We start from the raw sequence: 24,339 nt of genomic DNA on the forward strand, positions 1-24,339 counted from the left end.
GGCGTTATCGCGCGCGTCGCGTAAACGGCGTCTCGGCGACCGGCGTCAGCGCCTTGCCGTTCTGAAACCAGGACGCCAGATTGTCGACCACGAGGTCGGCCATCTTGTTGCGGGTCCCGACCGAAGCCGATGCGACATGGGGCAGCAGCGAGACCTGCGGCAGGGCCATCAGGGCCTCGGGCACCTGCGGCTCGCGCTCGAAGACATCGAGTCCGGCCCCGGCGATCACCCCCTGTTGCAGGGCGGCGATCAGCGCGGTTTCATCCACAGTGATACCACGGCCAACATTGATGACGACACCGTCCGGCCCCAGCGCCTGCAGGATGTCGGCATTGACCGTATGCTTCGTTTCCGCGCTGCCCGGCACGATGACGATCAGCGTGTCCACGGCCTGCGCAAGCGCGAGCAGGGTCGCGTGATAGGCATAGGGCACGTCGTCGCGGCGAGAGCGGGTGTGATAGGCGATATCGAGATCGAATCCCTGGAGACGCCGGGCGATCGCCTGCCCGATACGGCCAAGCCCATAGAGGCCGACCTGGCGGCCGCCGAGCGACAGCGGGCTGAGCGGAAAGGGACCGTCCTTGACCCAGCGTCCGTCGCGCAACCATTGTTCCGCAGCGGGAAGGCGGCGCAGCGTGTTGATCAGGAGGCCGATGGCCGTATCGGCAACCTCGTCATTGAGAACATCCGGCGTATGCGTGACGACGATGCCGGAGCGGGCGGCATGGCCCGCATCGACCCCATCATAGCCGACGCCGAAGTTCGATACGATTTCCAGCTTTTTCAGGGCGTCCATCAGCGACGATGGGACATTGTTGACCGTTGCAATGCCCGTGACACCCGCGGCAAGCTCGGGCGTGATCAGGCTTGCGTCCGGACCGTCGACCTGCCGGACATCGAAGAGGGTCGTCATGCGCTCCAGTACACGCGGGTGCATCTTTCCGGGAACGAGAATGATCGGGCGATCTTGCGACATGGCGTGTCCTTTCAGACGTCGGCGAAAGAAAAATGGCGCCGCGACGGGATCGTTGCGGCATGCGAATGCGCAGCGGAAACTACCGCACGGATCGGCTGCGTCAATTGAGGCTGGGTTGGTGAGTTAAGGCTGGGAGTTTGCCGCAAGGGCACGCGGTGACGCGAAACACCCGGCGGGCGATCGCTCAATCGGCCTGCTGCAGCCGCAGGGGGCCTGTCGACTGACGGATGCGCATTTCCGGTTTGATCAGGTGGATACCATCCGGCTCATGGCTGCCGTTCAGGCGGTCGAGCAGGGCCCGTGCGGCGCTTCGCCCGACATCCGACTGCCCGTTCCAGACCGTTGTCAGGGCGGGCGTGGCGATAGCGGCTTCCTCCAGATCGTCGTACCCGGTAACGGACACATCCCGGCCGGGCACGAGGCCGGCGCGTGCGATGCCGTTCATCATGCCGATGGCGACGAGATCATTCCAGCAGACAACGGCCGTCGGCTTCTGCGGCAGCGACAGGAGATGCACGGCCGCCTCGAAACCGCCCTGCATGGAACGCGGTCCGGGAATGCGCAGATCGGGATCGACGTCGATGTTCGCCTTGCGCAGGGCCTGGACGTAGCCGAGATAGCGGTCACGACCCGTCGAGGTCAGGTCGGTTCCGCCGACCATGGCGATGCAGCGATGGCCGAGGCTGATCAGATGATTGGTTGCGAGCGAGATGCCATAGGCGTCGTCTCCCCGAAAGATCGGCACGTCCACGCCTTCGATCGAGCGTGCAACGAGGATCGCCGGCATGCCGTTGTCTTCCGCCAGCTTGATATCCTCCGGCGGCGTGCCGATGGCCGGAGACATGATGACGCCGTCACCTCCGAGCTGCAGCAGCGTTTCGATGAACACGCGCTGTTTTTCGACGGAGTCGTAGTGATTGGAGAGAATGAAGGTCTGGCGGTCCCGGTCGAGTTCCGCCTCGATGGCTTTCAGAATCTCGCCGTAGAACGGGTTCATGATGTCGTGCACGACGACGCCGATAATGCCGGAGCGAGAGGTGCGAAGGCTGGCGGCACGACGATTGTAGATATAGCCGAGTGCCCGCGCCTGATCCTTGATCTTGTCCCGCGTCACTGATGCAACGAGCGGACTGTCACGCAGGGCGAGAGAAACGGTCGCGGTCGAGACGCCCAGTGTCTCCGCGATCGTCGACAGCTTGATCTTCTGCGCCACGTGTCCTCCGTCTGCCCGGCTATCCCCTCCACGCCTCCGGCCATGCCTGAAAGCGCCCTTAAATCCTCTTAAACTGTTTAAAAGGAGACTGCAATCCCTGCGCGAGGCGGCAGAAAATGCCTACTCGCTTCCCTGCAGATTGGCATCGACGAGCTTCAAAAGCTTGGCCAATGTTCGGACCTGCTTGTCCGTCATGCCCTTGAGAGCCGTCGTCTCCGACAGGTCGGCGGCCGCTTCGATCGCCTGCAGTCGCTCGCGCCCGTTCTCGGTGAGGTAGACCTTGGTCAGCCGGGCATCCGTTGCATCTGGCTTACGCTTAAGAAAACCCTGTGCCTCCATGCGGCCGATGGTTCGCGTCATCGTCGGAGCCTTGACGCCGAGATGGCCTGCCAGCGCGCCGGCGGTCAGCCCGTCGGTTTCGGCCAGCGCGAGCATCACGCCGTCCTGCCCGGCATACAGCCCGCTTTCCAGAAGGTTGCGCGACAGCACGGTCCGCATGGAACGGGCCGCCTGTGCCAGCAAGGGCGCCAGAACCGGCGCTGTCGCCGCCTCCGGCTGCCCCTCTCCGTCGACCGCGGCATGATCGAGGATCTTGTCGATCTTGATCTTTTTCTGCTTGGCTTTCTTCTCGGATTTGTCTTTCTTGCCCATGCTCGCTCCCCTGCCTGGCGAAGGCTTGCACCGCCCTGTCGAGCTTGTATGACTCATATGACAATAGGGCCGCAAGAGCCTGCGCAAGGCCTGATGTCGGGATGCAGACCAGGAAGACACGCCATGACGAGACCCGCTGCCCGGTATGCGGATAACAATCCCGCCCTTGCTGCATCCGAACGGGCCGACTGGATCGCCGTGCTGCCGCTCGGCGCGCATGAGCAGCATGGTCCCCACCTGCCGTTCGAAACCGATACGCTGATCGCGGACGGCTTGGTGGACCGCTTGATCGCGGCACGCGGCGACCTGCCTGTGACCTTCCTTCCGACCGAAGCCGTGGGATATTCGATCGAGCACATGGACGTCGCGGGAACGCGGACGCTTCGCTATGACGAGGCGGTCGAACGCTGGCTCGGCATCGCCGCCCGTCTTCACGCGGACGGCATCCGCAGGTTCGTGATGCTCAATGCCCATGGCGGCAATTCTCCCCTCATGACCATTGTCGCCACCGAAGCGCGGGTGCGCTACGGCATGCTGGCGGTCGCCACCAGCTGGACCCGTTTCGGACAGCCCGACGGCTGGATCGCTCCGGTGGCCAAATCCATCGACATTCATGCCGGCGACATCGAAACCTCGGTCATGCTCGCCCTCCATCCGGACAAGGTCGATCGCAGCAGGGCCGAGACATTCTCGTCGCGACAGAGCGAGTGGCAGGCACGCTTTACGCATCTGCGCGCCTACGGCCCTCATGCCTTCGGGTGGCGCATGCGGGATCTCAACCCGAAAGGCGCAGCCGGCGACGCGGCGGCCGCGACCGCAGAGCGGGGCGAGCAATTGCTCGATCATGCCGTTTCCGGGCTGCTTGCCCTCTTCTCAGACGTCGCGGCTTTCGACCTCGCGCAGTTCGGCGCAGATACCGCAAATCCCGCGCCGTAATGTTATAAAGAACGGATATTCCGTCGGAGCATTTGCACTGCCGTGTGCCATCTCCTATATCACCCCGACGATCCCGCGCATCGGCCGCCTCACGGCAGGTCGGTGGGCACCCCTCCTGCGCTCTCGAGGTTTCCATGTCCGAAGTCCCCGCTTCCGAAACGCCTGTCCAGAAGCCCATTCCCGTGACCGTCCTGACCGGCTATCTCGGCGCCGGCAAGACGACACTGCTGAACCGTATTCTCTCGGAAAATCATGGTCGCAGATATGCCGTCATCGTCAATGAATTCGGCGAGATCGGGATCGACAACGACCTGATCGTCGAATCCGACGAAGAAATCTACGAGATGAACAATGGCTGCGTCTGCTGCACGGTGCGCGGCGACCTTATCCGCGTCGTCGAAGGCCTGATGAAGCGTCCGGGTCGCTTCGATGCAATCATCGTGGAGACCACGGGTCTTGCCGATCCCGTTCCCGTGGCGCAGACCTTTTTCATGGACGATGACGTTCGCGCCAAGACGGAGCTGGATGCCGTCATCGCGCTTGTCGACGCCAAGCATCTTCCGTTGCGCCTGAAGGACAGCCGCGAAGCCGAAGACCAGATCGCTTTCGCCGACGTCGTGCTTCTGAACAAGACCGACCTCGTGACGCCGGAAGAACTGGCCAAGGTCGAGGCGACGATCCGCGTCATCAATCCCTCGGCGCGGATCCATCGCACCCAGCGCTCCGAGATCGACCTCGCCAAGGTTCTCGACCAAGGCGCGTTCAACCTGGAACGGGCGCTGGAAAACGAACCCGACTTTCTGAAGGCGGACGATCATCATCACGACCATGATCATGCCTGTGGACCCGACTGCGACCACGACCATCATCATCATGGCCACGACCATCACCATCATCACGGGCATGACCATGCACACGCCCCGTCCGACATTCACGACGTCACGGTTCAGTCGGTTTCGCTGCGCGGTGGCGAGATGAATCCCGACAGGTTCTTCCCCTGGATCCAGAAGATCACCCAGACCGACGGACCAAACATTCTGCGCCTGAAGGGCATCATCGCGTTTGCGGGAGATGCCGATCGTTACGTGGTACAGGGCGTGCACATGATCATTGAAGGCGATCACCAGCGCCCGTGGAAGGAAGGCGAAGCGCGCGAAAGCCGTCTCGTCTTCATCGGCCGCGATCTCGATCGCGAAAAGCTCGAACGGACCTTCCAGGCCTGCGCGGCAAAGCCCAACTGATGCCAACCGTCGCTCCGCTTGATCTTGATGCCCATGTCGTCGGCGTCGCCTATCTCGGCGACGTCCCTGTCTTTGCCGATGCCGCCGGTCTCGTGCATCGCCTGGATGGCGGCCACGCCGTGACGCCGGCGCATGAGGGGCTGCTTGTTGCCCTCCGCGACGACGCGACCGACACATTGCTGACCGGGGGCGAGGACGGACGGGTCCTGCGCATCACGCGCGATGGCAGCGTCAGCGAACTTGCCCGCCAGCCGCGCAAGTGGATCTCCCAGATCGCGGCCGGCCCGCAAAGCGCTGTCGCCTTTGCCACCGGCAAGACCGCCACCGTCCGGCTCGCCGACGGCACGACGCGGGACTTCACGGAAGAGCGGACCGTGGAAGGCATCGCCTTTGCGCCAAAGGGGCTGCGCATCGCGCTCGCGCGGTACAACGGCGTCTCCCTTCACTGGGCCGCAACATCGAGCCCGGCTATCGATCTCGACTGGAAAGGCGCCCATACCGGGGTGACCTTCAGTCCAGACGGCCGCTTCGTCGTGACCATGATGCAGGAAAATGCCCTGCATGGGTGGAAGCTCGACACGAAGCCCGGCGCGGAAACACGCCATATGCGCATGAGTGGTTATCCGGCTAAGGTAAAATCCTGGTCGTGGTCGGCGCGCGGAAAGTGGCTTGCCTCGTCGGGTGCGCCGGCGGCCATCGTCTGGCCTTTCCAGGCGAAGGACGGCCCCATGGGCAAGGCGCCGCTTGAACTCGGCACGCGTGCCGATGTCATGGTTTCCCAGGTTGCCTGCCATCCGGCCGAAGAGGTCGCAGCCATTGGCTACTCCGACGGAATGGTTCTCGCCGTTCGCTTTGCCGACAGCAAGGAAGTCCTGCTTCGCCGCCCTGGCAAAGGCGCCATCACGGCCTTCGCCTGGTCGCGATCCGGCCAACAGTTGGCATTTGGCAGCGAGGCGGGAGAAGCCGGCGTCATCGACCTGACGTCCTGAGAAGCACCGGTGTCGCGGTGGTTCTTGCACGAACCCCGTCAGGCGCCGACCGTCGAAATGATCCTCGCGAGAAGATCATGCAGGTCGTCCCGATAGCCGGTGCGGGCGGACGGAGCGCCTTCGTCGGAGGTCATGACAACGGTCAAGCTCAGTTCGGGCACGATGTAGAGCATCTGCCCGCCAAAGCCCCAGGCGAAATGAACCTGATGCCCGCCGATCTCCCGGGTGAACCAGCCATACCCATAATCGTCGCCGGAGAAACGGGATTGCGTGCGCGCGGCCCACGACTGGGAAACCCAATCCTCCGGCACCACCTGCCGCCCGGCGGGGGTCCGTCCGCCATTCCGGTAGAGTTCGCCGAACGCCAGCAGAGAGCGAGCACTCATCGCCATCTGGTTGCCACCGAGATAGATGCCTTGCGGATCGCGCTCCCAAGCCGCGATGCGGAAACCCTCGACCGGTCCCAACCAGTCGCGTGCCAGTGCCAGGGTCGATTTTCCCCCGACCTTCGTCAGGATGGCGGACAGAAGATGCGTCGATCCCGTGGAGTAAAGCATCTGCGCGCCGGGTTCGTCCACAAAATCTGCAGCCAGCGCAAACCGGACCCAGTTGCCGCTGGAGACCCATCGCCCGTAATTCGGCCCGGACATCCGGTCCAGCCCAGCCTGCATGGAAAGAAGGTTGCCGACGGTGATCTTCGCCAGACGCGGGTCGGGGTTGGCCGGCAGATCGCGGGCGAGGATCGGCGCGATCGGCTGGTCGACGCCGGTTAAGAGACCCTTCTCGATCGCGATCCCGACCAGTGCGGAGACGATCGTCTTGGAGGCCGACTTGATGTTGGTGCTCTCGGTGGTCGTGTTGGACCGGTAGCCGCGCTCGGCAACGATCCGGCCGTTCTGCGCCACGACAACTGTTTCCAGAGGCGGCAATCGCGCTGCATCGTTCAGGACGCTCGACAGCCGCATGACGTCGAGGACCGGTGCGTGTGCGGGCGCCAGAGACGCGACCGGATCGCCGGCACCGGTCGAGCGACGGATCTCTGCAGCAAGCGGAGACCCGGCGAGGAAAGTGCCGGCGATGAGTGCGAGGGCGGAGACGGATCGGCGGGATAACAGTGTCATTGAGCCGAGGTAGGCATTTGCGCCGGGCTCGCAAGGGAGCGGCACGCCCCGCGTGCCGCCTTCACGTCAACGTGACGCTTTACCAGAGCAGTTCGACATGCGGTCGTCCATCCGACGTCTTCGCGGTCGTTCGCCCGGATCCGTCGATCGTGCAGTGGACGCGCTTGCGAAAGGCGGAAAAGCTCTCGAAGGTGACGACATCGACGGGCTCGTCGAGATCGAGCGTCAGACGATAGTGGCCTTCCCGCGCCGTCAGTGCCTGCACGCCGAGCACCTTCGCCTCGAACGGTTGGCCAAGATAGTATCCGCGAACGCGCGAGCCCAACTGATAGGGGTCGAGCGGCGGCCGGTTACCGACGGCGGCATGAAGCGTATTCCAGTCCCGGAAGCCGTATTGCGCGGCAACCGCTTCCAGAGCATGGGAATGGGACATCTCCGTGCCACGATCGGCAAGCGACGACCGCAGCCGCTTCGCCTGTGCCTTGAGCGCATCGAGACAGGGCAATGGGGATGATGGTGGTGATGGACTCATCGGGATCTCTCCAGCAGGGGCATGCCGTGATATCCGTGGGGTTCGCATTGCCATCGGGAACATGCCGGGAGGGATGACCGAACGTGTTGAAAAGAGACTTCACCAGAGCCCGAAGGCTTGCGAACGGCCGGGGCTCTCACCCGTCTAGCGCAGAGTAAGCCAGCCCACCTATCGTGTCAAATGCCGGTTCGATCCGGCGACCGACCCACAAAGGTCGATCGCCGAAAGACGTGTTCAGGCAACCCTGCGCATCGGCATGGCCTGAGAGAGTTTACGGCCGCTGGCGGTCAGCATGCCCGCGGCACCCTTCAGCCAGCCCTCGCGAAGCTCGAGACCCAGAAACCGATGCCGCTCGAACGGACCCGGCATTACGAGATGCTGGGCGTGCTGCGCTTCAAAGCCGAAGCGTTCGTAATAGGGCGCATCGCCGACAAGCAGGATCGCACCATGACCCCGCAGCGTGGCCTCGCCGATCGCCGCGCGCATCAGGGCAGCGCCGACACCCTTGCCTTCCTGCGCGGAGTCGACGGCAAGCGGGCCGAGGAGAAGCGCCGGGATGGCACGGCCGGCAGAGTCGACGCCAGCGTCGACGTTCCAGAGGCGCACCGTACCGATGACGTGGCCGTCGCCATCACGGGCGACGAGCGCCAGGCCATCTGCCGGCACACGGCCGCGGCGCAGCTTCTCCGAAGACTTGCGCCGGCGGTTCGGGCCCATGGCGCGGTCGAGCAGCCGCTCGCGCGCAACGACGTCGCCGGGATTTTCGGCGTCGATGATGAAGGTATTCTGCGCAAAGAAGGCGCGGACAGAATCAAGAACAGCGGCCATGACAAGGCCTCCCGTACTCAAAACCGTTTCAAACGGTATCGAAGGATCATTGTGAAGGTGCGGTGCCCGTTGCCGGGAACCGCAGGCTCCCTTTGCGGGAGCCGGAACGTCAGATGACGTAGGACTTCAGCGGATCGAAACCGTTGAAGGCGACGGCCGAATAGGTCGTCGTATAGGCACCGGTGCCTTCGATCAGAACTTCATCGCCGATCGTGAGGGACACGGGCAGCGGATACATGTTCTTTTCATAGAGCACGTCGGCCGAATCGCAGGTCGGGCCGGCGAGCACGCAGGGCTCCATCTCGTCCGCATCATGCGCCGTGCGGATCGGATAGCGGATCGCCTCGTCCATCGTCTCGGCGAGACCGCCGAACTTGCCGATGTCGAGGAAGACCCAGCGGTGATTGTCATTGTCCGACTTCTTCGAAATCAGGATGACTTCCGCCTTGATCACACCCGCATTGCCCACCATGCCGCGCCCCGGCTCGATGATCGTCTCCGGCAGCTGGTTGCCGAAGTGCTTGCGCAGCGCACCGTAGATGGCCTTGCCGTAGGCTTCGGCCGAGGGCACGTCGCGCAGGTACTTGGTCGGGAAACCGCCGCCCATGTTGACCATCTTCAGTTCGATGCCCTGCTTGGCCAGCTGCACGAACACGCGCTTGGCATCGGCAAGAGCCACGTCCCAGGCATCGACCTTCGTCATCTGCGAACCGACATGGAACGAGACGCCGTGGGAAACGAGACCAAGCTGGTGCGCGTAGACGAGAACGTCGACGGCCATCTGCGGCACGCAGCCGAACTTGCGCGACAACGGCCATTCGGCGCCTTCGCCATCCGTCAGGACGCGGCAGAACACGCGGGCGCCCGGAGCAGCGCGCGAGACCTTCTCGACTTCCTCGTGGCTGTCGACGGCGAAGAGGGAGACGCCGAGCGCATGCGCGCGGGCGACGTCGCGTTCCTTCTTGATCGTGTTGCCGTAGGAGATACGCGAAGGGGTCGCACCGGCTTCCAGCGCCATCTCGATTTCCGCCACACCGGCGCAGTCGAAGTTGGAGCCGAGACCGGCGAGGAGGCGCAGGATTTCCGGCGACGGGTTTGCCTTGACCGCATAGTAGATCGAGCTGTCCGGCATCGCGTGACGGAAAGCCTTGAAATTGTCCCGCACGACATCGAGATCCACGACAAGGCACGGGCCTTCCGGGCGACGGGTGTTCAGGAAGTCGATGATGCGAGCTGTCGTCATGGTTTCAATCCCAATACGTTAGGCTTCCCGATCCGCGAGGAAACCTCGCCGAGCGATGAAGGACAAAGGGCGTACGGGTGCGCGTTCGGATACCAGCCGGTGGAGACCCCGGAATCCTCACATGCGCTCGTACAGCGCGAATTGTGGATGAAGCCCGCCGAGGCGTTCATCCGGCTTTGTCTGCCATGGATTGGAGGTTGGAACCTACCGCACGTCCGGCAATGAAGGTGTGCCTCTTCAGTAACCCCGGCTGATGGAAAGCCGGCAGAGAACAAAAAGGCCCGCACCGTCGTTGCTTCAAGATGTCCTCGCAATTCCGGTTGGCCGGAAAAACGACTGGAGCGGTTAGATCCAGGTACCTTACCGATTTCCTCACCAAACGAGGGATCGGCGGACACCCACAGGCACGTGCGACTTTGGGCAGAGCGGAGATAAGAAATATCCCTGTCGTAATCAAGTGTTTTTTGAGCTGCGCCGGTTTTTTTCGACCCGTGCCGCAAGCCTCGCACCAGCTTGCGGCGAGACCCGGGCAGACCTCCAGCAGGCGCGGACGCATCAAGAGGGTTGCAGACCCTGCCAACCCTATGTTTTGAATGGCGGCGCGCGACAATGGTTCCCGGAGACGGCTCCGGCGCAGACGCTTGAAGCTCCAGACAGGAGCCGCGCATGGGAGCCGAAATGGACACATTGACCCGCATTCGCGCCTTCATCGACGTCGTCGATGCCGAGGGTTTTTCGGCGGCCGGCCGCCGCGTCGGACGCTCCAAGGCGTTGCTCTCGAAATATGTGCGCGAACTGGAAGACGAACTCGGCGCCCTCCTTCTCAACCGCACGACCCGGCAATTCTCGCTGACGGAAGCCGGCCACATCTACTATCGGACCGCGGCCGAGATCCTGAAGGAGATCGACAATCTGGCCGATCTCGTGCGCGCGGGGAACAGCGACCTCAAGGGACGCCTGCGCATTTCTGCGCCGCGAACCTTCATCGATGCCGATATTGGCCAGTCGCTCATCGACTTCGGCCTCGCGCATCCCGAGCTTTCCCTGGAAATCGTCTCGGACGATCGCTTTGTCGATCTGGTGGAGGAAGGCTTCGACGTCGCCATCCGCATCACCCGGCTCGAGGACTCCACGCTGATCGCCCGCAAGCTGGACGATTTTCACATCAAGATGTGCGCATCGCCCGCCTTTCTCGAAAAGCACGGGGCCATCACGCACCCCTCGGATCTCGCCCACAGGCCGTGCGTGATCGACACGAACGGTCGTTCCTACAGCAATTGGCGGTTTGTGGACCGCGACGGCACGAATTTTTCGGTTCCGGTCAGCGGGCCGATGGAGGTCAACAGCCCCCTGGCCAGTCTTCGCGCCGCCGAGTCCGGCCTTGGGGTCGCCGGCGTGCCCGATTTCATTGCCCGGCAGAAGCTGGAGAACGGCAGCCTCGTGGCCGTACTCGACGAGTTCCTGCCGCATGATCGCGGCATCTACGCGATCTATCCGCACCGGCGCTATCTGCCGACGAAGGTCCGCACCCTCGTCGACTTCCTGCACACCTGGTTTCGCAAGAGAGCGGATATATGAGGGACACAGGAAAGACGCGGAGCCCCCTGTCCCAATTCCGTCTACTTTCGGCTGGATGACAAGCCACCACTTGTCCGCGTCTGCGCCGGACGCGAGACCGTTGCGCCGCATGGCCAGAAGGCAAGGATCCTTTTTGATGACACGTCACCGATTGTCGAAAGGCCTGCTTGCTGGGTTTGCCGCAGCCGCCGTGCTCCCGGCGCAGGCCCTTGCCCATCCGCACATCTTCGCGGAGGCGCGCCTCGAAGTCGTCTCGGACAACACCGGCCATATCGCCGAACTGCGGAACGTCTGGCGCTTCGACGAGCTCTTCTCGGCCAGCGTTCTTCTCGATTTCGACAAGAACTCCAATGCGACGCTGGATCCGGACGAATTGGCGGAGGTCGGTCAGACCGTCCTCGATTCGCTGAGCGAGTACAATTACTACACGACGATCTACAACAACGGAAAACTGGTGAAGGTCTCAAAGCCGGATGCGATCCATGCCGACTTCAAGGACAACCAGCTTCTGCTGATCTTCGCCGTCAAGCCGGCCGAAACGATCGCACTGAAGGGCACACTGTCCTTCGGCATCTATGACCCGACCCTTTACACCGCCATCGACTTCCCCAGCGATGGAGACCTCGCCGTCGTCGGCGACAAGCTTTCCGCCTGCCAGCACAAGGTCGTGCGACCGGATCCGGACGAGGTGATCTCACAGAACCAGTCGACGCTGACGGATGCCTTCTTCACGGATCCGACCGGCACCGACATGTCGAAGCTCTTTGCGACGAGGATTGAATTCACATGCTGATCCGCACGCTTCGCCTGCCGCTCATCGTCGGCACATTCCTCATTCTCGCAACCGTCGCGGCACAGGCGCAATCGCCGCTCGGCATCGGAACCGCCGAGCCGGCGTTCAACACATCCGGTTTTCTTGGCGGCTTTCTCTCCTGGGTGAACATGGAGCAGCAGGGGTTCTACCGAACCCTGACCGACGCCCTGAAAGGGATGCGCGACAATCCCTGGCATCTCTGGTCGCTCGTCGGCCTGTCGTTTGCCTATGGTGTCTTTCATGCCGCCGGCCCCGGCCATGGCAAGGCGGTCATCTCCTCCTACATGATCGCCAATGAAACCGAGCTGAAGCGCGGCGTCACCCTGTCGTTCATGTCGTCCTTCCTGCAGGGCGGCGTCGCGATCCTGCTCGTCGGGGCGGCCTATCTCGTGCTGCGCGGCAGCTCGATCTCGATGACGCAGGCGACGACGTTCCTCGAGCGTGTCAGCTACGCCCTCGTGGCAGCGTTCGGCGCCTGGCTCCTCTTCCGCAAGATGCGCGCGCTCGCCCGCTCGACGCCGTCTTCCGCAGCCGGACTGGCGCTCGCCGGTGCGCCGGATTTCGCGCCCGTCCATGCGCACGACCATCAGCATGCCCACGACCGTCACGCACATGCGCACGCTCACCACGACCACGGCAGGGTGGCGCACGGTATGCTGGCGCATGGCGCAGAGGCCCGCGCGCATAACGCCGGGTCTGCCCATGGCCACGCGCTGGGGGGCCATGCCCATGGCCCGGACGAGGTTTGCTCGAGCTGCGGTCACGCCCACGCGCCGGACCCGTCCATGCTTCAAGGCGATCGCTTCCAGCTTCGCGAGGCGTGGTCGGCCGTGCTGGCCGTCGGCCTGCGGCCCTGCTCGGGCGCACTGATCGTGCTGTCCTTCGCGCTCTTGAACGGGCTCTACCTCGGCGGTGTTCTCTCCGTCCTCGCGATGTCGATGGGCACGGCGATCACGGTCTCCGTGCTCGCGACCCTTGCCGTCACCGCCAAGGATCTGGCCGTCCGCTATGCGTCGAGCGCCGGCACGGCCATGCGGCTGACGAACGGCATCGAGATTTTCGGTGCCGTCCTGGTGCTCGGCCTCGGCCTTGCCTTGCTTGGCGCCTCGCTGCAGGGCTGACCGCCGTCAGCGACGTCGCTGATAGCGGGCGCGGAGCCAGAAGACGAAGAAGAAGGCCAGCACGAACACGGTGCCGACGGCGGCTGCGAGATATGGGGAAATCGTGCCGAGATAGAGCATGACCTTCGGCAGCAACAGGAAACCGGCGCCGAAGACCGTGAGGAAGATCGCCGCAGCGATGGCGGCCGATCGGTCCCGCGGATCGAGCGGCTTCACGCGTCACCCATGACGGCGGCGATTTCCGCCCTGAGGTCTTCGAGGCGCCGGCGCTGGCGACCGTCGGTATCCAAATTCTCCGGTGCCAGCCATGCCTTGAACGCGGCATTGATGACCGGCCATTCGCCATCGATCATCGAGAACCACGCCGTATCCCGGTTGGCGCCCTTGGCCACCATGTGCTGGCGGAAGATGCCTTCGTAGGAAAAGCCCAGCCGAACCGCGGCGACCTTGCTCGGTGTGTTGTCGTTGTGGCATTTCCACTCGTAGCGCCGATATCCGAGATCCTCGAAGACATGGCGGGCCATGAGATAATGTGCCTCGGTGGCGAGCGGCGAACGCGCCATCGCGTCCCCATGCGCGACGGACCCGACCTCTACGACGCCGTTTGCCGGATCGGGCCGCATGTAGCTTGCCATGCCCACGACCGCATGGCTTGCCCTGTCGCGGAACACCAGCGTTACCCAATTGGCCTGGGCCAGGTCGAGCCACGTTCCGAAAGCATCGGCATCGACGAAGGCGGCTTGCGGGAAATAGCGCAGGCGTTCATTGATCGCGAGACCACCAAATCCGTCCCAAAGCGCCTGGAGATGCCGTGTCCGGTCATAGGGTTCGAGCACGACATACGCGCCCTCGAGCGTGACAGGTTTGGGCGCCGGGCAGCCTGCCCAGCTGGAAAGATCGCGGTTCGTCATGTCGTCCTCGCCACATCGAGACATGGCCTTGCCCGATATGGACGAGCCGGCCTTGCCGTCCGGCATAGGCGAAGGTGCGCGTCGGTGCAAATGCAATCGGGTGATTGACGCATCACCGCCGCGCATGGAGAGGATACAATCCTCAGATGATCGAGGGATCGACCACCGTCGGGCTGCTGCCAGCGGGAATTTTGGCGGAGGCAACCGTTGCCTCGATATGATCGATCAGCGCGTCCGGCAGGCCCAGCCGTCCGGCCAGCATGTCGAGATAGCCGCGTTCGGTGCGGCTGTCGGGTTCGATCGTCAGCCGCGAGGCCGTGTAGAGTTCGACCTTCTCTTCTTCCGTGCGGGCGGCCGCCACCAGCCCGTCGATGTCCACGGGGCTCGCAAGTTCGTCGCGCAGGAAAGCCTCGGCCTCGCTGTCGAGGCCGCTTGCGCCGACGCGTTCCATGATGCGGGCACGTTCGCTGTCATCGATATGGCCGTCGGCACGCGCCGCCGCGATCATGGCCCGCACGAGCACCAGCACGAAATCGTTCCGGACGGTGGCGGGTGAAACAGAAAAGCCGGAATTGTCAGGCGGCGGAAGAATCTCCGGCGCGGTCTGCGGATTGACCGGCTGTGGCGCCTGCCCGGCCTGATAATTCTTGTACGCCGTATAGCCAAGGCCGGCGATGGCGGCGAGACCGCCAAGCTTCAACGCGGTGCCCGCAATATCGCGGCCGGCACCGGTTCCCAGAAGAACGGCAGCGAGGCCACCCGTCTTCAGCGGATTGTTGCGGGCCATCTGAACGATCTGCTCGGCCTTGTCCTTCATCGACCCGCCGCCCAGCAGTCCGCCGATCGCACCGCCGACGGAGTTTCCGCCCGCATTGCCGAGGAAGCCGCCCTGCGACCCCGACTGTGGGCCGGACCGATCCTGCGTGCCTTGTGGCCGTTGGCCGCCAAGCCCCTGAGCCCCGAGAAACTGATCCAGCAGCTTTTTTGCGTCGAACATCCTGTCGTCAACCTCCTGAGTGTTTCACTGTCGCAGGAGAGATAGGAAGCCGCACCCGGAAGACAAATGCGGCCTCAGAGGGAAGGCGATGAGGCACACAGGATCCCGGGATGGGAAGCCCGTGACAACCCATTGAGAAGAATAGACTTTTCTGGAGATCGGCCCGACGGAAACCGCTTAGGCCGTCAACGCACAGGCTTCCGATGCCAGCTTTGTGATCCCGGCCCAATCGCCGGCAGCGACCAGTTCCTTCGGCGCGACCCAGGAACCGCCGACACAGATGACGTTCGGCAGGGACAGGTAATCCATCGCGTTTTTGAGCGAAATGCCGCCCGTCGGACAAAACAGGGTCCCCGCGAGCGGTGAGGACAGCGACTTGAGAAATGCCGCTCCGCCGGCCTGCTCGGCAGGGAAGAACTTCATGACGTCGTAGCCTTCGGCGCGCAGGATCATCGCCTCGCTGGCGGTGGAGGCACCCGGCAGGAAGGACGCCTCGTGATCGTCGGCGGCATCCAGCAGATCGGGTGTCGTGCCGGGGCTGACGATGAACTGGGCGCCGGCCTTGACCGCAGCGGCATAGTGTTCGGGATTGAGGATGGTTCCGGCCCCCGTCACGGCGCCCTCGACCTCCTTTGCAACGGCCTCGATCGCGCCGAGCGCCGCCGGCGTGCGCAGCGTGATCTCGATCGCCTTCAAGCCGCCTGCCACAAGGGCACGAGCCAGCGGTACGGCCGTCGCCAGATCGTCGATGATGAGAACCGGCACGACCGGCTGCAACTTGAGGACGGACAGAAGGCGTTCGGTTTTCTCGATCATGCGGCTTCACTCCTCAAACGATTGAATCTTTCTTCGCAATACCGTCCACATCCGCCAATGTCGAGATCCCTCCTGTCCCATGGACTGGTATCCCCGAGTGGAGGCGAGGCCGAGGCGTGGTGGACTTTCGCGGTTTCTGATTTACGTTGTGCGCGACAACGACGACGCTGAGAGACACGACCACGCTGAGAGACTAGGCGGGAGCAGGATGGCCAAGGAAATCGAGCGGAAGTTCCTCGTGAAGCATGCGGGCTGGCGGACGGCCGCAGGGCCGGGCGCAACCATGCGGCAGGGGTATCTGGCCGCCATGGACGACCGCACCATTCGCATCCGCCTGATCAATGGCGAAAGCGCACGTCTGACCATCAAGATCGGCACCGGCATGCTGACCCGCGACGAATTCGAGTACGAGATACCGCTCGCCGACGGCGAGGAGCTGATCGCATCCGCCATCGGCACCGTGATCGCCAAGACGCGGTACCGGGTGCAAGGCGAAACACATGTCTGGGAGGTCGATGTTTTCGAGGAACCCTATGCCGGACTGATCGTTGCCGAGGTCGAAATGCAAACGGAAACCGACTCCCTTGCCATGCCCGACTGGATTGGCGAGGAGGTCACGGATGACCGGCGATACTCCAATTTTGCTCTGGCAACGCAGCGCGACAAGCTGCGTCCCGATCTTACCCTTGCGCCGCCTGCGGGTTCGAGTGCCCAGAAAACCACATAGGAACGACCATGGCCTACAGACTGAAGCCGGCAAGACGCTTCACCGATGAGTTCCAGCGCATTGCAGGCCGAGAGCTCGGCAAGGCGATTGCCGCCCTTGAACTGCGGCCCGACGGTACCTCCAAAGCGATCCATGTCGCGCGCCGTTGCCTGAAACGGACACGTGCGCTCTACCGGCTCGCCGCCCCGGAAGCCGGCAAGTTCTACAAGCGAGAGAATGCGCGTTTGCGGTCCACCGCGCGCAGCGTGGCCGACCTGCGCGATGCGACGGCGCTGATCGACACCGCAACGGCCCTGACGGAGCGCCTGTCGGGCGAGGAGCGGGCCGCGGCCGAGCGCGCGGTCGAAGCATTGCGGGTCCGCAAGGGCTGGGTAGTGACGGCGGAAAGCGATCTCGACGAAACGATCGACGCCATGATCGCCGACCTGCGCGATGCCAGGCTCGCAGCGGAAAAACGCGCCTTTCCCAATGGCGTGCGTCCGACGGCCTACATGCTGGCAGCGTCCTGGCGGAAGGCGGTCGAGCGGGCCCAGATCGCCTTGGCGTCCAGCCACGAGCATCCCACGCCCGATCACTTCCACACGCTGCGCAAGCGGACGCAGGACTATCGCTTCTACCATCTTCTGCTGCAGGCGGCATGGCCCGGCGTGATCCTGGCGCGCGAGCGAAACGTCAAGGCGCTGATCGACCGGCTGGGCTTCATTCACGATCTCGCCGTCCTCGCCGACACGCTCGCCCGCGAGCCCGAGCTGCTGCCGCCCCAGGACATTGCCATCTTGCGCCACGCGATCGGCCTGGAACTGCGCGCCGAGGAACGGCACGCGCTCGTCGAGGCCGATACCCTTTTCGGTGATGTGGCCGGCAAGGAAGCAGAACGCATCGCGATCCTCTGGCTCGCGGCCGCCTGAAGCACGATCACCTAAGAGCGGAGACAGTCCTGTCCCGGCTGCGCGCAGTTGAGATGCTCGCGTCTGGCCGCTATTGCTTCGGGATGTCCCGTTCCGCCCGTCTTCTCGATCTCCTGCAGACCCTGCGCACGCATCGCCGGCCGGTCAGTGGCGCCGCCCTGGCGGAGGCCACCGGCGTGAGCCTGCGTACGCTCTACCGCGACATCGCGACGCTGCAGGCCCAGGGCGCCCACATCACCGGCGAACCGGGTCTTGGCTATGTTCTCCATCCGGGCTTCCTCCTGCCGCCGATCATGCTGTCGAGCGAGGAGATCGAGGCGCTGGTGCTGGGCGCGCGCTGGGTCCGCGCCAACACCGACGAACGTCTGAGGCAATCCGCAGCCCATGCTCTCGCAAAGATCGCTGCGGTTCTCCCGGACGACCTTCGGCGAGATCTCGAAACATCCGCTCTTCTTGTCCCGAACATCCGCCGTGGCCAGGAACCCGACAGGGATCTCGGCGCACTTCGCGACGCCATCAAGGCCGGCATCAAGCTCGACATCGCTTATCGCGACGAGCGGGCGCAGGAGACGACACGTCGTATCTGGCCGGTGGCGCTTGGCTATTTCGAAGGCCTGCGCATTCTCGTCGCCTGGTGTGAACTGCGGCAAGGGTTCCGGCACTTTCGCATCGACCGCATGATAACGGTGACTCCGACGCAGAAGCTATATCCGCGCCGCAACGAGGTGCTCCTGGCGGAATGGCGCCGTGAAAACGGCATCGTGCACGACATGTAATGTTTATCTTACCAAAGACACCGCGCCGGAAGTGCCATGCTGACGGAAACTGACAGGGGTCCGTCCTAGACCCTGATGGCCAGACAGGCTGGCGCTCAGGAGACCTCCATGCAACCGACCTACATTCTTCTTGCCGTCGATAAACCGCTGACAAGCGCCATCTTCTACGAAACCCTGCTCGGCACGGCCCCTCTGGAAGCGCAGGAAACCTTCGCGCTCTTCCGCATGAATCCCGCGACCATGCTCGGTCTCTGGTCGAAACACACCATCGAGCCGCCCGTGCATGTACCCGCCGGAAGTGCCGAACTCTGCTTCGTCCTGGAGAGCTGCGAGGCCGTGGATGCTTGCCATGAAAGATGGAAGGCGCAGGGCTTGCCCATCCTCCAGCCGCCGGTCGAGGCGGATTTCGGCTACACGTTTACGGCCACCGATCCGGACGGTCACCGCCTGCGCGCCTTTCGTCCATCCGAGCAGGGTTGACGTCCGTCTGGATTCGGCCCGGTGATTGCGCGCGCGCGCCGAACGCGGTATTTCACCGCCCATGACGAACAGCGCAACGACACTGCCCCCGGAAGCCCAAGGCTCGTTTCTGGTCGCGGCCCTCTATCATTTCGCCCGTCTGCACCGGTTCGCGGACCTGCGCGACCCGGTGCAGACGGTCTGCGACGAGCACGGCGTGAAAGGTACGCTTCTCCTCGCGCAGGAGGGCATCAACGGGACGATCGCCGGCACGGATGCCGGCATCGCAGCCGTCCTCGCCTTTCTGCGCGGCCAGCCGGAATTCCGGGACCTGGAACACAAGGAAAGCCGGGCCGCGGCCATGCCCTTCCTCCGCATGAAAGTGCGGATCAAGAAGGAGATCGTCACCATGGGCGTCGAGGACATCGACCCCCTGGCGATCGTCGGCACCTATGTGGAACCGAAGGACTGGAATGCGCTGATCTCGGATCCGGACACGCTGGTGATCGACACGCGCAACGATTATGAAACGGCGATCGGCACCTTCCGTGGCGCGCTCGATCCGCAGACCAAGACCTTCCGGGAATTTCCGGACTGGGTGAAGAACCACACCGGCCTCCACAACAAGCCGAAGATCGCGATGTATTGCACCGGCGGCATCCGTTGTGAGAAGGCGACGGCCTTCATGAAGAGCCAGGGATTCGATGACGTCTACCACCTCAAGGGCGGCATTCTGAAATATCTGGAGGAAACGCCGCCGCAGGACAGCCTGTGGGAAGGCGCCTGCTTCGTGTTTGACGATCGGGTGTCTGTCACGCACGGACTGGGCGAAGGCGAGCACACGCTGTGCCATGCCTGCCGCCAGCCTCTGACGGCGGAAGAGCGCGCGTCGCCCGTGCATGAGGAAGGCGTCGCCTGCGTCCATTGCCACGACACGCGGACGGACGAGGATCGCGAACGCTACCGGCAGCGGCAGCGGCAGATCGAGCTCGCGAAGAAGCGCGGTTCGAAGCATCTGGGAAGCTGAACCGGTGCCCGGCGACATCATCATATCCGACCTGCGGGACGTGCCGCACTTCCGCGCGATCATGACCGACCGCCTCTGGACCGCCTGGTGGCGCGACGAGGGGCTGATCACGCGCGATCAACTGGCACGGAAGATCGACGAAAACCTCGGCTCGACCGGCATACCGATCGGCCTGATCGCCCATCGCGGCGATGTCTTCTGCGGCACCGTCTCCGTCATCGAGGACAACATGCCGGCACGCCCGCAATACCGGCCCTGGCTTGCAGCCCTCTGGGTCGAGGACGGCGCACGCCGCCAGGGTGTCGGCGAACGCCTGATCGACACAGCTCTGGACAAGGTTTCCGGGCTGGCGCCCGAAATCCATCTCTATTGCACACCCGAGAACACGCCGTTCTACGAGCGGCGGGGCTGGAACAGGCTCGAAACGGATGTCGGCGGCGTGAATATCCTTCATCGCCGCCTGGCCGGGTAAGCTGGCAGAGTAAGTTGGCCGGGTAAGACGGCCGTGTAAGACGGGACGTCAGGAAACCTTGTCCGAGACGGTCTCCGCATGGTTGCCTTTCGGAAACGCTTGCGCGAGATCCCTGTACCAGAGGCCGCTTTTCTTGATGGTACGAACCTGTGTCTCGTAATCGACATGGACGATGCCGAACCGCATCCGGTAACCTTCCGCCCACTCGAAATTGTCCATGAGGCTCCAGGCGAAGTAGCCCTTCATAGGATAGCCCTCGGAAATCAGGTCGGCCGTGACCGCGAGATGCTCCGCGATATAGTCAAGGCGTGGCTGGTCGTTCACTTCGCCGTTCTCGATGCCCATGTTGTAGCAGGCGCCGTTTTCGGTGATGTAGCAATCGGGCAGGTCGTAGCGCTCGTTGACGGTCCGGATGAGGTCGCCGAGCGCCTGCGGGAAGATCTCCCAACCGATATCGGTCTTTGCCTCGTTGACGAAGGGGGCCGGCTTGGTTGCGGGAAACGCGACACCCTCGGTCGGATCGTCGCTGACACGCATCGGCGTATAGTAGTTCACTCCCCACCAGTCGAGCTTCTGGCTGATGACCGCCATGTCGCCGGCCTCGACCTCCGGCATGCGGGACCCGAGGGCCTTAAGCACGCTGTCGGGATAGGCACCCTTGAAGATCGGACCGAAGAAGACGCCGTTGTGGAAATCGAACGCCCGCTCGGCGGCAGCCTTGTCGGCTTCGCTCTCGGTGCCGGGATAGATATGCATGGGATTGATGACGATGCCGACCGGCAGGTTTGCCCGCTCCTCCCGGACGGCGGCAACGCCAAGGCCGTGGGCAAGGTTGGTCACGTGCATGGCATGCAGCGCCGCCTCCATGTTCTTTTCGCCCGGCGCGTGAATGCCATAGAGATGGCTGAGCCAGACCGAGCACCACGGCTCATTGAAGGTGGCGACGGCATCCAGCCGGTCACCGAGACGGGCGATGACGGTGCGGGCGTAGCGCTGGAACGCAAACGCCGTCGAGCGCGCCGTCCAGCCGCCGTCGCCGGCGAGCGTCAAGGGCAGGTCCCAATGATACAGCGTCGCGAATGCCTTGATATTGCGCGCCTTCAACCCGTCCACGAGCCGGTCGTAGAAATCGAGGCCTGCCTCGTTTACCGGTCCGGTGCCATCGGGAATGATGCGCGGCCAGGCGATGGAGAAGCGATAGGCCTGCACGCCGAGGCTTGCGATAAGATCGAGATCTTCCTCCAGCCGATTGTAGTGATCGCAGGCGATATCGCCATTATGCCGGCCGAAGACGCGGCCCGGCATGTTGGAGAAGGCGTCCCAGATGGACGGCTTGCGCCCGTCCGCTTTCGACGCCCCCTCGATCTGGAAGGCGGCCGTGGCCACCCCGAACAGGAAATCGCCCGGAAAGCGCGCAGCAAGCGTCTTCGGATCGGTCATCACTCGTGTCCTCTTCAATCATGGTCCCGTACGGTCCGGGCGACGCCCATAACGCCATCGCGCGGGGAAACCAGAGCCGAACCTCGGCAAGCGCGGGAGACTATCCATGCGAACATGAACGCCGGATGACCGATGCGACCAAGACCACGAAAAAGCCACCGGATGCCGAGCATCCGGTGGCGATCGTTCCCGGCCGCGCAAAAGGGTCAGACGGAGACCCAGGCGCCGTTCCGCTTGGAGGAGCGCACGCAGGCATCCACGAACAGCATGCCCTTCATCCCGTCGTCGATCGTGGGATAGGTAACCGCCGGATCGACCGTGCTGCCGGAGCGCTTGGCCTGGATGGCACGCGCCGCCTCGGCATAGATCGTCGCGAAACCTTCGAGATAGCCCTCGGGGTGACCGGAGGGAATACGCGACACGCGGTTGGCCTCATCCAGCGCACCCGCACCCATGCGCGTCAGAAGCTGCTTTGGCTGACCGAATGGCGTGTACCAGAGATAGTTCGGATCCTTCTGCGTCCATTCAAGACCGCCCTTCGTGCCGTAGACGCGGACCTGAAGCCCGTTCTCATGGCCCGGCGCCACCTGGCTGCACCAGAGCAGGCCCTTGGCGCGCACGCCGTCCTTCTCCTTGTAGCGCAGCATGACATGCGCATTGTCATCGAGTGCGCGCCCCTCGACGAAACTGTCGAGATCGGCGGCCAGTTCGTCCAGTTCCAGCCCGGAGACGAATGCGCCGAGATTGTACGCGTGCGTGCCGATATCGCCGGTCGAGCCGCCGGCGCCGGAGCGTGCCGGATCTGTGCGCCATTCGGCCTGCTTGGAGCCAGATTTCTCCACCGCATCCGTCAGCCAGTCCTGTGGATACTCCACCTGCACCAGCCGCACGGTGCCGATATCGCCGCGCGCGACCATGGCGCGGGCCTGCCGCACCATGGGATAGCCGGTGTAATTGTGCGTGAGGATGAACAGCGCCTCGCTTTCGTCGGCGAGCGCCTTCAGCTTGCGGGCGTCGCCGAGCGTCGAGGTCAGCGGCTTGTCGCAGATGACGTGGATGCCGCGCTTCAGGAATTCGCGCGCCGCTTCATAGTGCACATGGTTCGGCGTCACGATCGCCACGGCCTCGATGCCGTCCTTCAGCTTGGCCTCGCGGATCGCCATCTGCCTGTAGTCGGCATAGGTCCGGGCCGGGTCGAGACCAAGCTCCGCACCCGAGGCCTGCGCCTTTTCCAGCGTCGAGGACAATGCGCCCGCGACCAGCGTGAACTGATCGTCGAGACGCGCCGCCATGCGATGCACCGCGCCGATAAAGGCGCCTTGTCCCCCGCCCACCATTCCGAGCCGGATGCGCGGCTGGCGCGCCTCCGCTGCTTTACCTTCGATGGCCATGTTCGTTCTCCATTTTCCTTCGCGTCGTCGCGCTCCGGTCGCGTGACCGCACTGTCGTCTCAGATGCCGAGCATGCGCCGGTTGGCGGCGTCATCCGTGCCGCCGGTCGCAAAATCGTCGAACGCCTTTTCCGTCACGCGGATGATGTGATGCTTGACGAAATCGGCCCCTTCCCGGGCGCCGTCCTCCGGATGCTTTAAGGCGCATTCCCACTCGACGACGGCCCAACCGCCGAAGTCGTTCGCGGTCATCTTGGAGAACACCGCGCCGAAATCCACCTGCCCATCGCCAAGCGAGCGGAAGCGGCCGGCCCGGTTCACCCAGCTCTGGAAGCCGCCATAGACACCCTGGCGACCGGTCGGGTTGAACTCCGCATCCTTGACGTGGAACATCCGGATCCGATCCTTGTAGATGTCGATGTTCTCCAGGTAGTCGAGGCACTGCAGGATGTAGTGCGAGGGATCGTAGAGCATGCAGGCGCGCGCATGGTTGCCGGTGCGCTCCAGGAACATCTCGTAGGTGATGCCGTCATGCAGGTCTTCGCCCGGATGGATCTCGTAGCAAATGTCGACGCCGCAGTCCTCGGCATGGTCGAGGATCGGCTTCCAGCGCTTCGCCAGTTCGTCGAATGCGGTCTTCACCAGCCCTGCAGGGCGCTGCGGCCACGGGTAGAGATAGGGCCAGGCGAGCGCGCCGGAAAAGCTCGCCATGGCGTTGAGGCCGAGATGCTTCGACGCGGTCAGCGCAAGTTTCACCTGATCGACGGCCCATTCCTGCCGGGCCTTCGGGTTGCCACGCACCTCCGGTGCGGCAAACCCGTCGAAACCTTCGTCATAGGCCGGATGTACGGCCACGAGTTGTCCCTGGAGGTGCGTCGACAGCTCCGTGATGACGACGCCGTTGTCGCGCGCCTGTCCGGCCAGGTCGTCGCAATAGCCCTTGGATTCCGCTGCTTTCTTGAGGTCGAACAGGCGCGCGTCCCACGTGGGCACCTGCACGCCCTTGTAGCCGATGTCGGCTGCCCATTTCGTAATGGCATCGAAGGAATTGAACGGAGCTTCGTCGCCCGCAAACTGTGCCAGGAACAGACCCGGCCCCTTGATCGTCTTCATTGTGCAATTCCTCCATCGTGGCGATCGACCGCGGAGCGGCGATCATGTTCAGCGGACCGA

26 protein-coding genes are annotated in these 24,339 nt (G+C 63.7%); 12 read left to right on the forward strand and 14 right to left on the reverse strand.

Annotated elements, in window-relative coordinates:
- Positions 1-4: 4 nt before the first annotated feature.
- The 3 genes from ASG25_RS15020 to ASG25_RS15030 form a co-directional block, all read right to left on the reverse strand.
- Positions 5-976 carry a 2-hydroxyacid dehydrogenase gene (locus ASG25_RS15020; protein ID WP_062475340.1) on the reverse strand — a complete coding sequence of 324 codons (972 nt, stop codon included), beginning with the start codon at positions 974-976 and terminating at the stop codon, positions 5-7.
- 184 nt (positions 977-1,160) lie between these two features.
- Positions 1,161-2,189, reverse strand: a complete 1,029-nt coding sequence (locus tag ASG25_RS15025; protein WP_062475342.1) for a LacI family DNA-binding transcriptional regulator — start codon at positions 2,187-2,189, stop codon at positions 1,161-1,163.
- 120 nt (positions 2,190-2,309) lie between these two features.
- On the reverse strand, positions 2,310-2,840 hold the full coding sequence (locus ASG25_RS15030; protein ID WP_062475343.1) for a MarR family transcriptional regulator: 531 nt from the start codon (positions 2,838-2,840) through the stop codon (positions 2,310-2,312).
- 123 nt (positions 2,841-2,963) lie between these two features.
- Between ASG25_RS15030 and ASG25_RS15035 the strand changes: the two genes are divergently transcribed.
- The 3 genes from ASG25_RS15035 (at position 2,964) to ASG25_RS15045 (ending at position 6,006) form a co-directional block, all read left to right on the forward strand.
- Positions 2,964-3,776 (forward strand): creatininase family protein, encoded by an 813-nt coding sequence (locus ASG25_RS15035; RefSeq protein WP_062475345.1) that lies wholly within the window; start codon positions 2,964-2,966, stop codon positions 3,774-3,776.
- A gap of 134 nt (positions 3,777-3,910) precedes the next feature.
- Positions 3,911-5,017: a GTP-binding protein gene (locus tag ASG25_RS15040; RefSeq protein ID WP_062475347.1), complete on the forward strand. Its 1,107-nt coding sequence runs from the start codon at positions 3,911-3,913 to the stop codon at positions 5,015-5,017.
- Positions 5,017-6,006, forward strand: a complete 990-nt coding sequence (locus ASG25_RS15045) for a WD40 repeat domain-containing protein (RefSeq protein ID WP_062475349.1) — start codon at positions 5,017-5,019, stop codon at positions 6,004-6,006. The genes ASG25_RS15040 and ASG25_RS15045 overlap by 1 nt, the downstream gene beginning before the upstream one ends.
- Before the next feature lie 38 nt (positions 6,007-6,044).
- Here ASG25_RS15045 and ASG25_RS15050 read toward each other — a convergent pair whose 3' ends face one another.
- From ASG25_RS15050 to odc2, 4 genes are all read right to left on the reverse strand, one after another.
- Positions 6,045-7,127: a serine hydrolase gene (locus ASG25_RS15050; RefSeq protein WP_062475352.1), complete on the reverse strand. Its 1,083-nt coding sequence runs from the start codon at positions 7,125-7,127 to the stop codon at positions 6,045-6,047.
- Between the two features lie 79 nt (positions 7,128-7,206).
- Positions 7,207-7,659, reverse strand: coding sequence for a glyoxalase superfamily protein (locus ASG25_RS15055; protein ID WP_062475355.1), 453 nt, complete (start codon positions 7,657-7,659; stop codon positions 7,207-7,209).
- Positions 7,660-7,893: 234 nt separating this feature from the next.
- Positions 7,894-8,487: an N-acetyltransferase gene (locus ASG25_RS15060; protein WP_062475358.1), complete on the reverse strand. Its 594-nt coding sequence runs from the start codon at positions 8,485-8,487 to the stop codon at positions 7,894-7,896.
- A 109-nt stretch (positions 8,488-8,596) separates the two neighbouring features.
- Entirely contained in the window at positions 8,597-9,730 is a 1,134-nt protein-coding gene (odc2, locus tag ASG25_RS15065; RefSeq protein ID WP_062475362.1) for an ornithine/lysine decarboxylase, read from the reverse strand.
- Positions 9,731-10,408: 678 nt separating this feature from the next.
- Here odc2 and ASG25_RS15070 point away from each other — a divergent pair.
- The 3 genes from ASG25_RS15070 (at position 10,409) to ASG25_RS15080 (ending at position 13,243) form a co-directional block, all read left to right on the forward strand.
- The gene (locus tag ASG25_RS15070; protein ID WP_062475830.1) at positions 10,409-11,308 is read left to right on the forward strand and encodes a LysR family transcriptional regulator; all 900 of its coding nucleotides are present in this window, start codon (positions 10,409-10,411) and stop codon (positions 11,306-11,308) included.
- Between the two features lie 136 nt (positions 11,309-11,444).
- The gene (locus tag ASG25_RS15075; protein WP_062475365.1) at positions 11,445-12,101 is read left to right on the forward strand and encodes a DUF1007 family protein; all 657 of its coding nucleotides are present in this window, start codon (positions 11,445-11,447) and stop codon (positions 12,099-12,101) included.
- A complete protein-coding gene (locus ASG25_RS15080) occupies positions 12,095-13,243 on the forward strand; it encodes a nickel/cobalt transporter (protein ID WP_062475368.1) in 1,149 nt (382 codons plus the stop codon). The genes ASG25_RS15075 and ASG25_RS15080 overlap by 7 nt, the downstream gene beginning before the upstream one ends.
- Before the next feature lie 6 nt (positions 13,244-13,249).
- On the opposite strand, the gene ASG25_RS15085 is transcribed toward ASG25_RS15080, so the two are convergent.
- The 4 genes from ASG25_RS15085 to ASG25_RS15100 form a co-directional block, all read right to left on the reverse strand.
- A complete protein-coding gene (locus ASG25_RS15085; RefSeq protein ID WP_062475371.1) occupies positions 13,250-13,459 on the reverse strand; it encodes a hypothetical protein in 210 nt (69 codons plus the stop codon).
- A complete protein-coding gene (locus ASG25_RS15090) occupies positions 13,456-14,154 on the reverse strand; it encodes a GNAT family protein (RefSeq protein WP_062475833.1) in 699 nt (232 codons plus the stop codon). Before ASG25_RS15090 ends, ASG25_RS15085 begins: the two co-directional genes overlap by 4 nt.
- Positions 14,155-14,296: 142 nt before the next feature.
- Entirely contained in the window at positions 14,297-15,151 is an 855-nt protein-coding gene (locus tag ASG25_RS15095) for a tellurite resistance TerB family protein (protein ID WP_062475373.1), read from the reverse strand.
- Positions 15,152-15,328: 177 nt separating this feature from the next.
- Positions 15,329-15,967 (reverse strand): 2-dehydro-3-deoxy-phosphogluconate aldolase, encoded by a 639-nt coding sequence (locus ASG25_RS15100; protein ID WP_062475374.1) that lies wholly within the window; start codon positions 15,965-15,967, stop codon positions 15,329-15,331.
- A 208-nt stretch (positions 15,968-16,175) separates the two neighbouring features.
- Between ASG25_RS15100 and ASG25_RS15105 the strand changes: the two genes are divergently transcribed.
- The 6 genes from ASG25_RS15105 (at position 16,176) to ASG25_RS15130 (ending at position 20,336) form a co-directional block, all read left to right on the forward strand.
- Positions 16,176-16,694: a CYTH domain-containing protein gene (locus ASG25_RS15105; protein ID WP_062475375.1), complete on the forward strand. Its 519-nt coding sequence runs from the start codon at positions 16,176-16,178 to the stop codon at positions 16,692-16,694.
- Positions 16,695-16,702: 8 nt separating this feature from the next.
- Entirely contained in the window at positions 16,703-17,602 is a 900-nt protein-coding gene (locus ASG25_RS15110; RefSeq protein WP_062475376.1) for a CHAD domain-containing protein, read from the forward strand.
- 83 nt (positions 17,603-17,685) lie between these two features.
- Positions 17,686-18,378: a YafY family protein gene (locus tag ASG25_RS15115; protein WP_062475836.1), complete on the forward strand. Its 693-nt coding sequence runs from the start codon at positions 17,686-17,688 to the stop codon at positions 18,376-18,378.
- A gap of 108 nt (positions 18,379-18,486) precedes the next feature.
- Complete coding sequence (locus ASG25_RS15120; RefSeq protein WP_062475377.1) at positions 18,487-18,858, forward strand: VOC family protein; 372 nt, start codon at positions 18,487-18,489, stop codon at positions 18,856-18,858.
- A gap of 61 nt (positions 18,859-18,919) precedes the next feature.
- Positions 18,920-19,864, forward strand: coding sequence for a rhodanese-related sulfurtransferase (locus ASG25_RS15125; protein ID WP_062475379.1), 945 nt, complete (start codon positions 18,920-18,922; stop codon positions 19,862-19,864).
- Between the two features lie 4 nt (positions 19,865-19,868).
- Positions 19,869-20,336, forward strand: a complete 468-nt coding sequence (locus ASG25_RS15130) for a GNAT family N-acetyltransferase (RefSeq protein WP_062475382.1) — start codon at positions 19,869-19,871, stop codon at positions 20,334-20,336.
- A gap of 48 nt (positions 20,337-20,384) precedes the next feature.
- Here the strand turns inward: ASG25_RS15130 and ASG25_RS15135 are convergent, their stop codons facing one another.
- The 3 genes from ASG25_RS15135 to ASG25_RS15145 form a co-directional block, all read right to left on the reverse strand.
- Positions 20,385-21,776: a GH1 family beta-glucosidase gene (locus ASG25_RS15135; protein WP_062475385.1), complete on the reverse strand. Its 1,392-nt coding sequence runs from the start codon at positions 21,774-21,776 to the stop codon at positions 20,385-20,387.
- A gap of 206 nt (positions 21,777-21,982) precedes the next feature.
- Positions 21,983-23,167 carry a Gfo/Idh/MocA family oxidoreductase gene (locus ASG25_RS15140; protein ID WP_062475388.1) on the reverse strand — a complete coding sequence of 395 codons (1,185 nt, stop codon included), beginning with the start codon at positions 23,165-23,167 and terminating at the stop codon, positions 21,983-21,985.
- Between the two features lie 59 nt (positions 23,168-23,226).
- A complete protein-coding gene (locus tag ASG25_RS15145) occupies positions 23,227-24,279 on the reverse strand; it encodes a sugar phosphate isomerase/epimerase (protein WP_062475391.1) in 1,053 nt (350 codons plus the stop codon).
- Between the last annotated feature and the right edge of the window lie 60 nt (positions 24,280-24,339).

Origin of the sequence: Rhizobium sp. Leaf384 (assembly GCF_001424065.1) — a bacterium.
Classification (GTDB): Bacteria; Pseudomonadota; Alphaproteobacteria; order Rhizobiales; family Rhizobiaceae; genus Ferranicluibacter.

Coding starts and splice junctions, on each gene's coding strand:
- ASG25_RS15020 (WP_062475340.1), bottom strand. CDS start 976: ATGTCGCAAGATCGCCCGATCATTCTCGTTCCCGGAAAGATGCACCCG.
- ASG25_RS15030 (WP_062475343.1), bottom strand. CDS start 2,840: ATGGGCAAGAAAGACAAATCCGAGAAGAAAGCCAAGCAGAAAAAGATC.
- ASG25_RS15035 (WP_062475345.1), top strand. CDS start 2,964: ATGACGAGACCCGCTGCCCGGTATGCGGATAACAATCCCGCCCTTGCT.
- ASG25_RS15040 (WP_062475347.1), top strand. CDS start 3,911: ATGTCCGAAGTCCCCGCTTCCGAAACGCCTGTCCAGAAGCCCATTCCC.
- ASG25_RS15045 (WP_062475349.1), top strand. CDS start 5,017: ATGCCAACCGTCGCTCCGCTTGATCTTGATGCCCATGTCGTCGGCGTC.
- ASG25_RS15050 (WP_062475352.1), bottom strand. CDS start 7,127: ATGACACTGTTATCCCGCCGATCCGTCTCCGCCCTCGCACTCATCGCC.
- ASG25_RS15055 (WP_062475355.1), bottom strand. CDS start 7,659: ATGAGTCCATCACCACCATCATCCCCATTGCCCTGTCTCGATGCGCTC.
- ASG25_RS15060 (WP_062475358.1), bottom strand. CDS start 8,487: ATGGCCGCTGTTCTTGATTCTGTCCGCGCCTTCTTTGCGCAGAATACC.
- odc2 (WP_062475362.1), bottom strand. CDS start 9,730: ATGACGACAGCTCGCATCATCGACTTCCTGAACACCCGTCGCCCGGAA.
- ASG25_RS15070 (WP_062475830.1), top strand. CDS start 10,409: ATGGACACATTGACCCGCATTCGCGCCTTCATCGACGTCGTCGATGCC.
- ASG25_RS15075 (WP_062475365.1), top strand. CDS start 11,445: ATGACACGTCACCGATTGTCGAAAGGCCTGCTTGCTGGGTTTGCCGCA.
- ASG25_RS15080 (WP_062475368.1), top strand. CDS start 12,095: ATGCTGATCCGCACGCTTCGCCTGCCGCTCATCGTCGGCACATTCCTC.
- ASG25_RS15090 (WP_062475833.1), bottom strand. CDS start 14,154: ATGACGAACCGCGATCTTTCCAGCTGGGCAGGCTGCCCGGCGCCCAAA.
- ASG25_RS15095 (WP_062475373.1), bottom strand. CDS start 15,151: ATGTTCGACGCAAAAAAGCTGCTGGATCAGTTTCTCGGGGCTCAGGGG.
- ASG25_RS15100 (WP_062475374.1), bottom strand. CDS start 15,967: ATGATCGAGAAAACCGAACGCCTTCTGTCCGTCCTCAAGTTGCAGCCG.
- ASG25_RS15105 (WP_062475375.1), top strand. CDS start 16,176: ATGGCCAAGGAAATCGAGCGGAAGTTCCTCGTGAAGCATGCGGGCTGG.
- ASG25_RS15110 (WP_062475376.1), top strand. CDS start 16,703: ATGGCCTACAGACTGAAGCCGGCAAGACGCTTCACCGATGAGTTCCAG.
- ASG25_RS15115 (WP_062475836.1), top strand. CDS start 17,686: ATGTCCCGTTCCGCCCGTCTTCTCGATCTCCTGCAGACCCTGCGCACG.
- ASG25_RS15120 (WP_062475377.1), top strand. CDS start 18,487: ATGCAACCGACCTACATTCTTCTTGCCGTCGATAAACCGCTGACAAGC.
- ASG25_RS15125 (WP_062475379.1), top strand. CDS start 18,920: ATGACGAACAGCGCAACGACACTGCCCCCGGAAGCCCAAGGCTCGTTT.
- ASG25_RS15135 (WP_062475385.1), bottom strand. CDS start 21,776: ATGACCGATCCGAAGACGCTTGCTGCGCGCTTTCCGGGCGATTTCCTG.
- ASG25_RS15140 (WP_062475388.1), bottom strand. CDS start 23,167: ATGGCCATCGAAGGTAAAGCAGCGGAGGCGCGCCAGCCGCGCATCCGG.
- ASG25_RS15145 (WP_062475391.1), bottom strand. CDS start 24,279: ATGAAGACGATCAAGGGGCCGGGTCTGTTCCTGGCACAGTTTGCGGGC.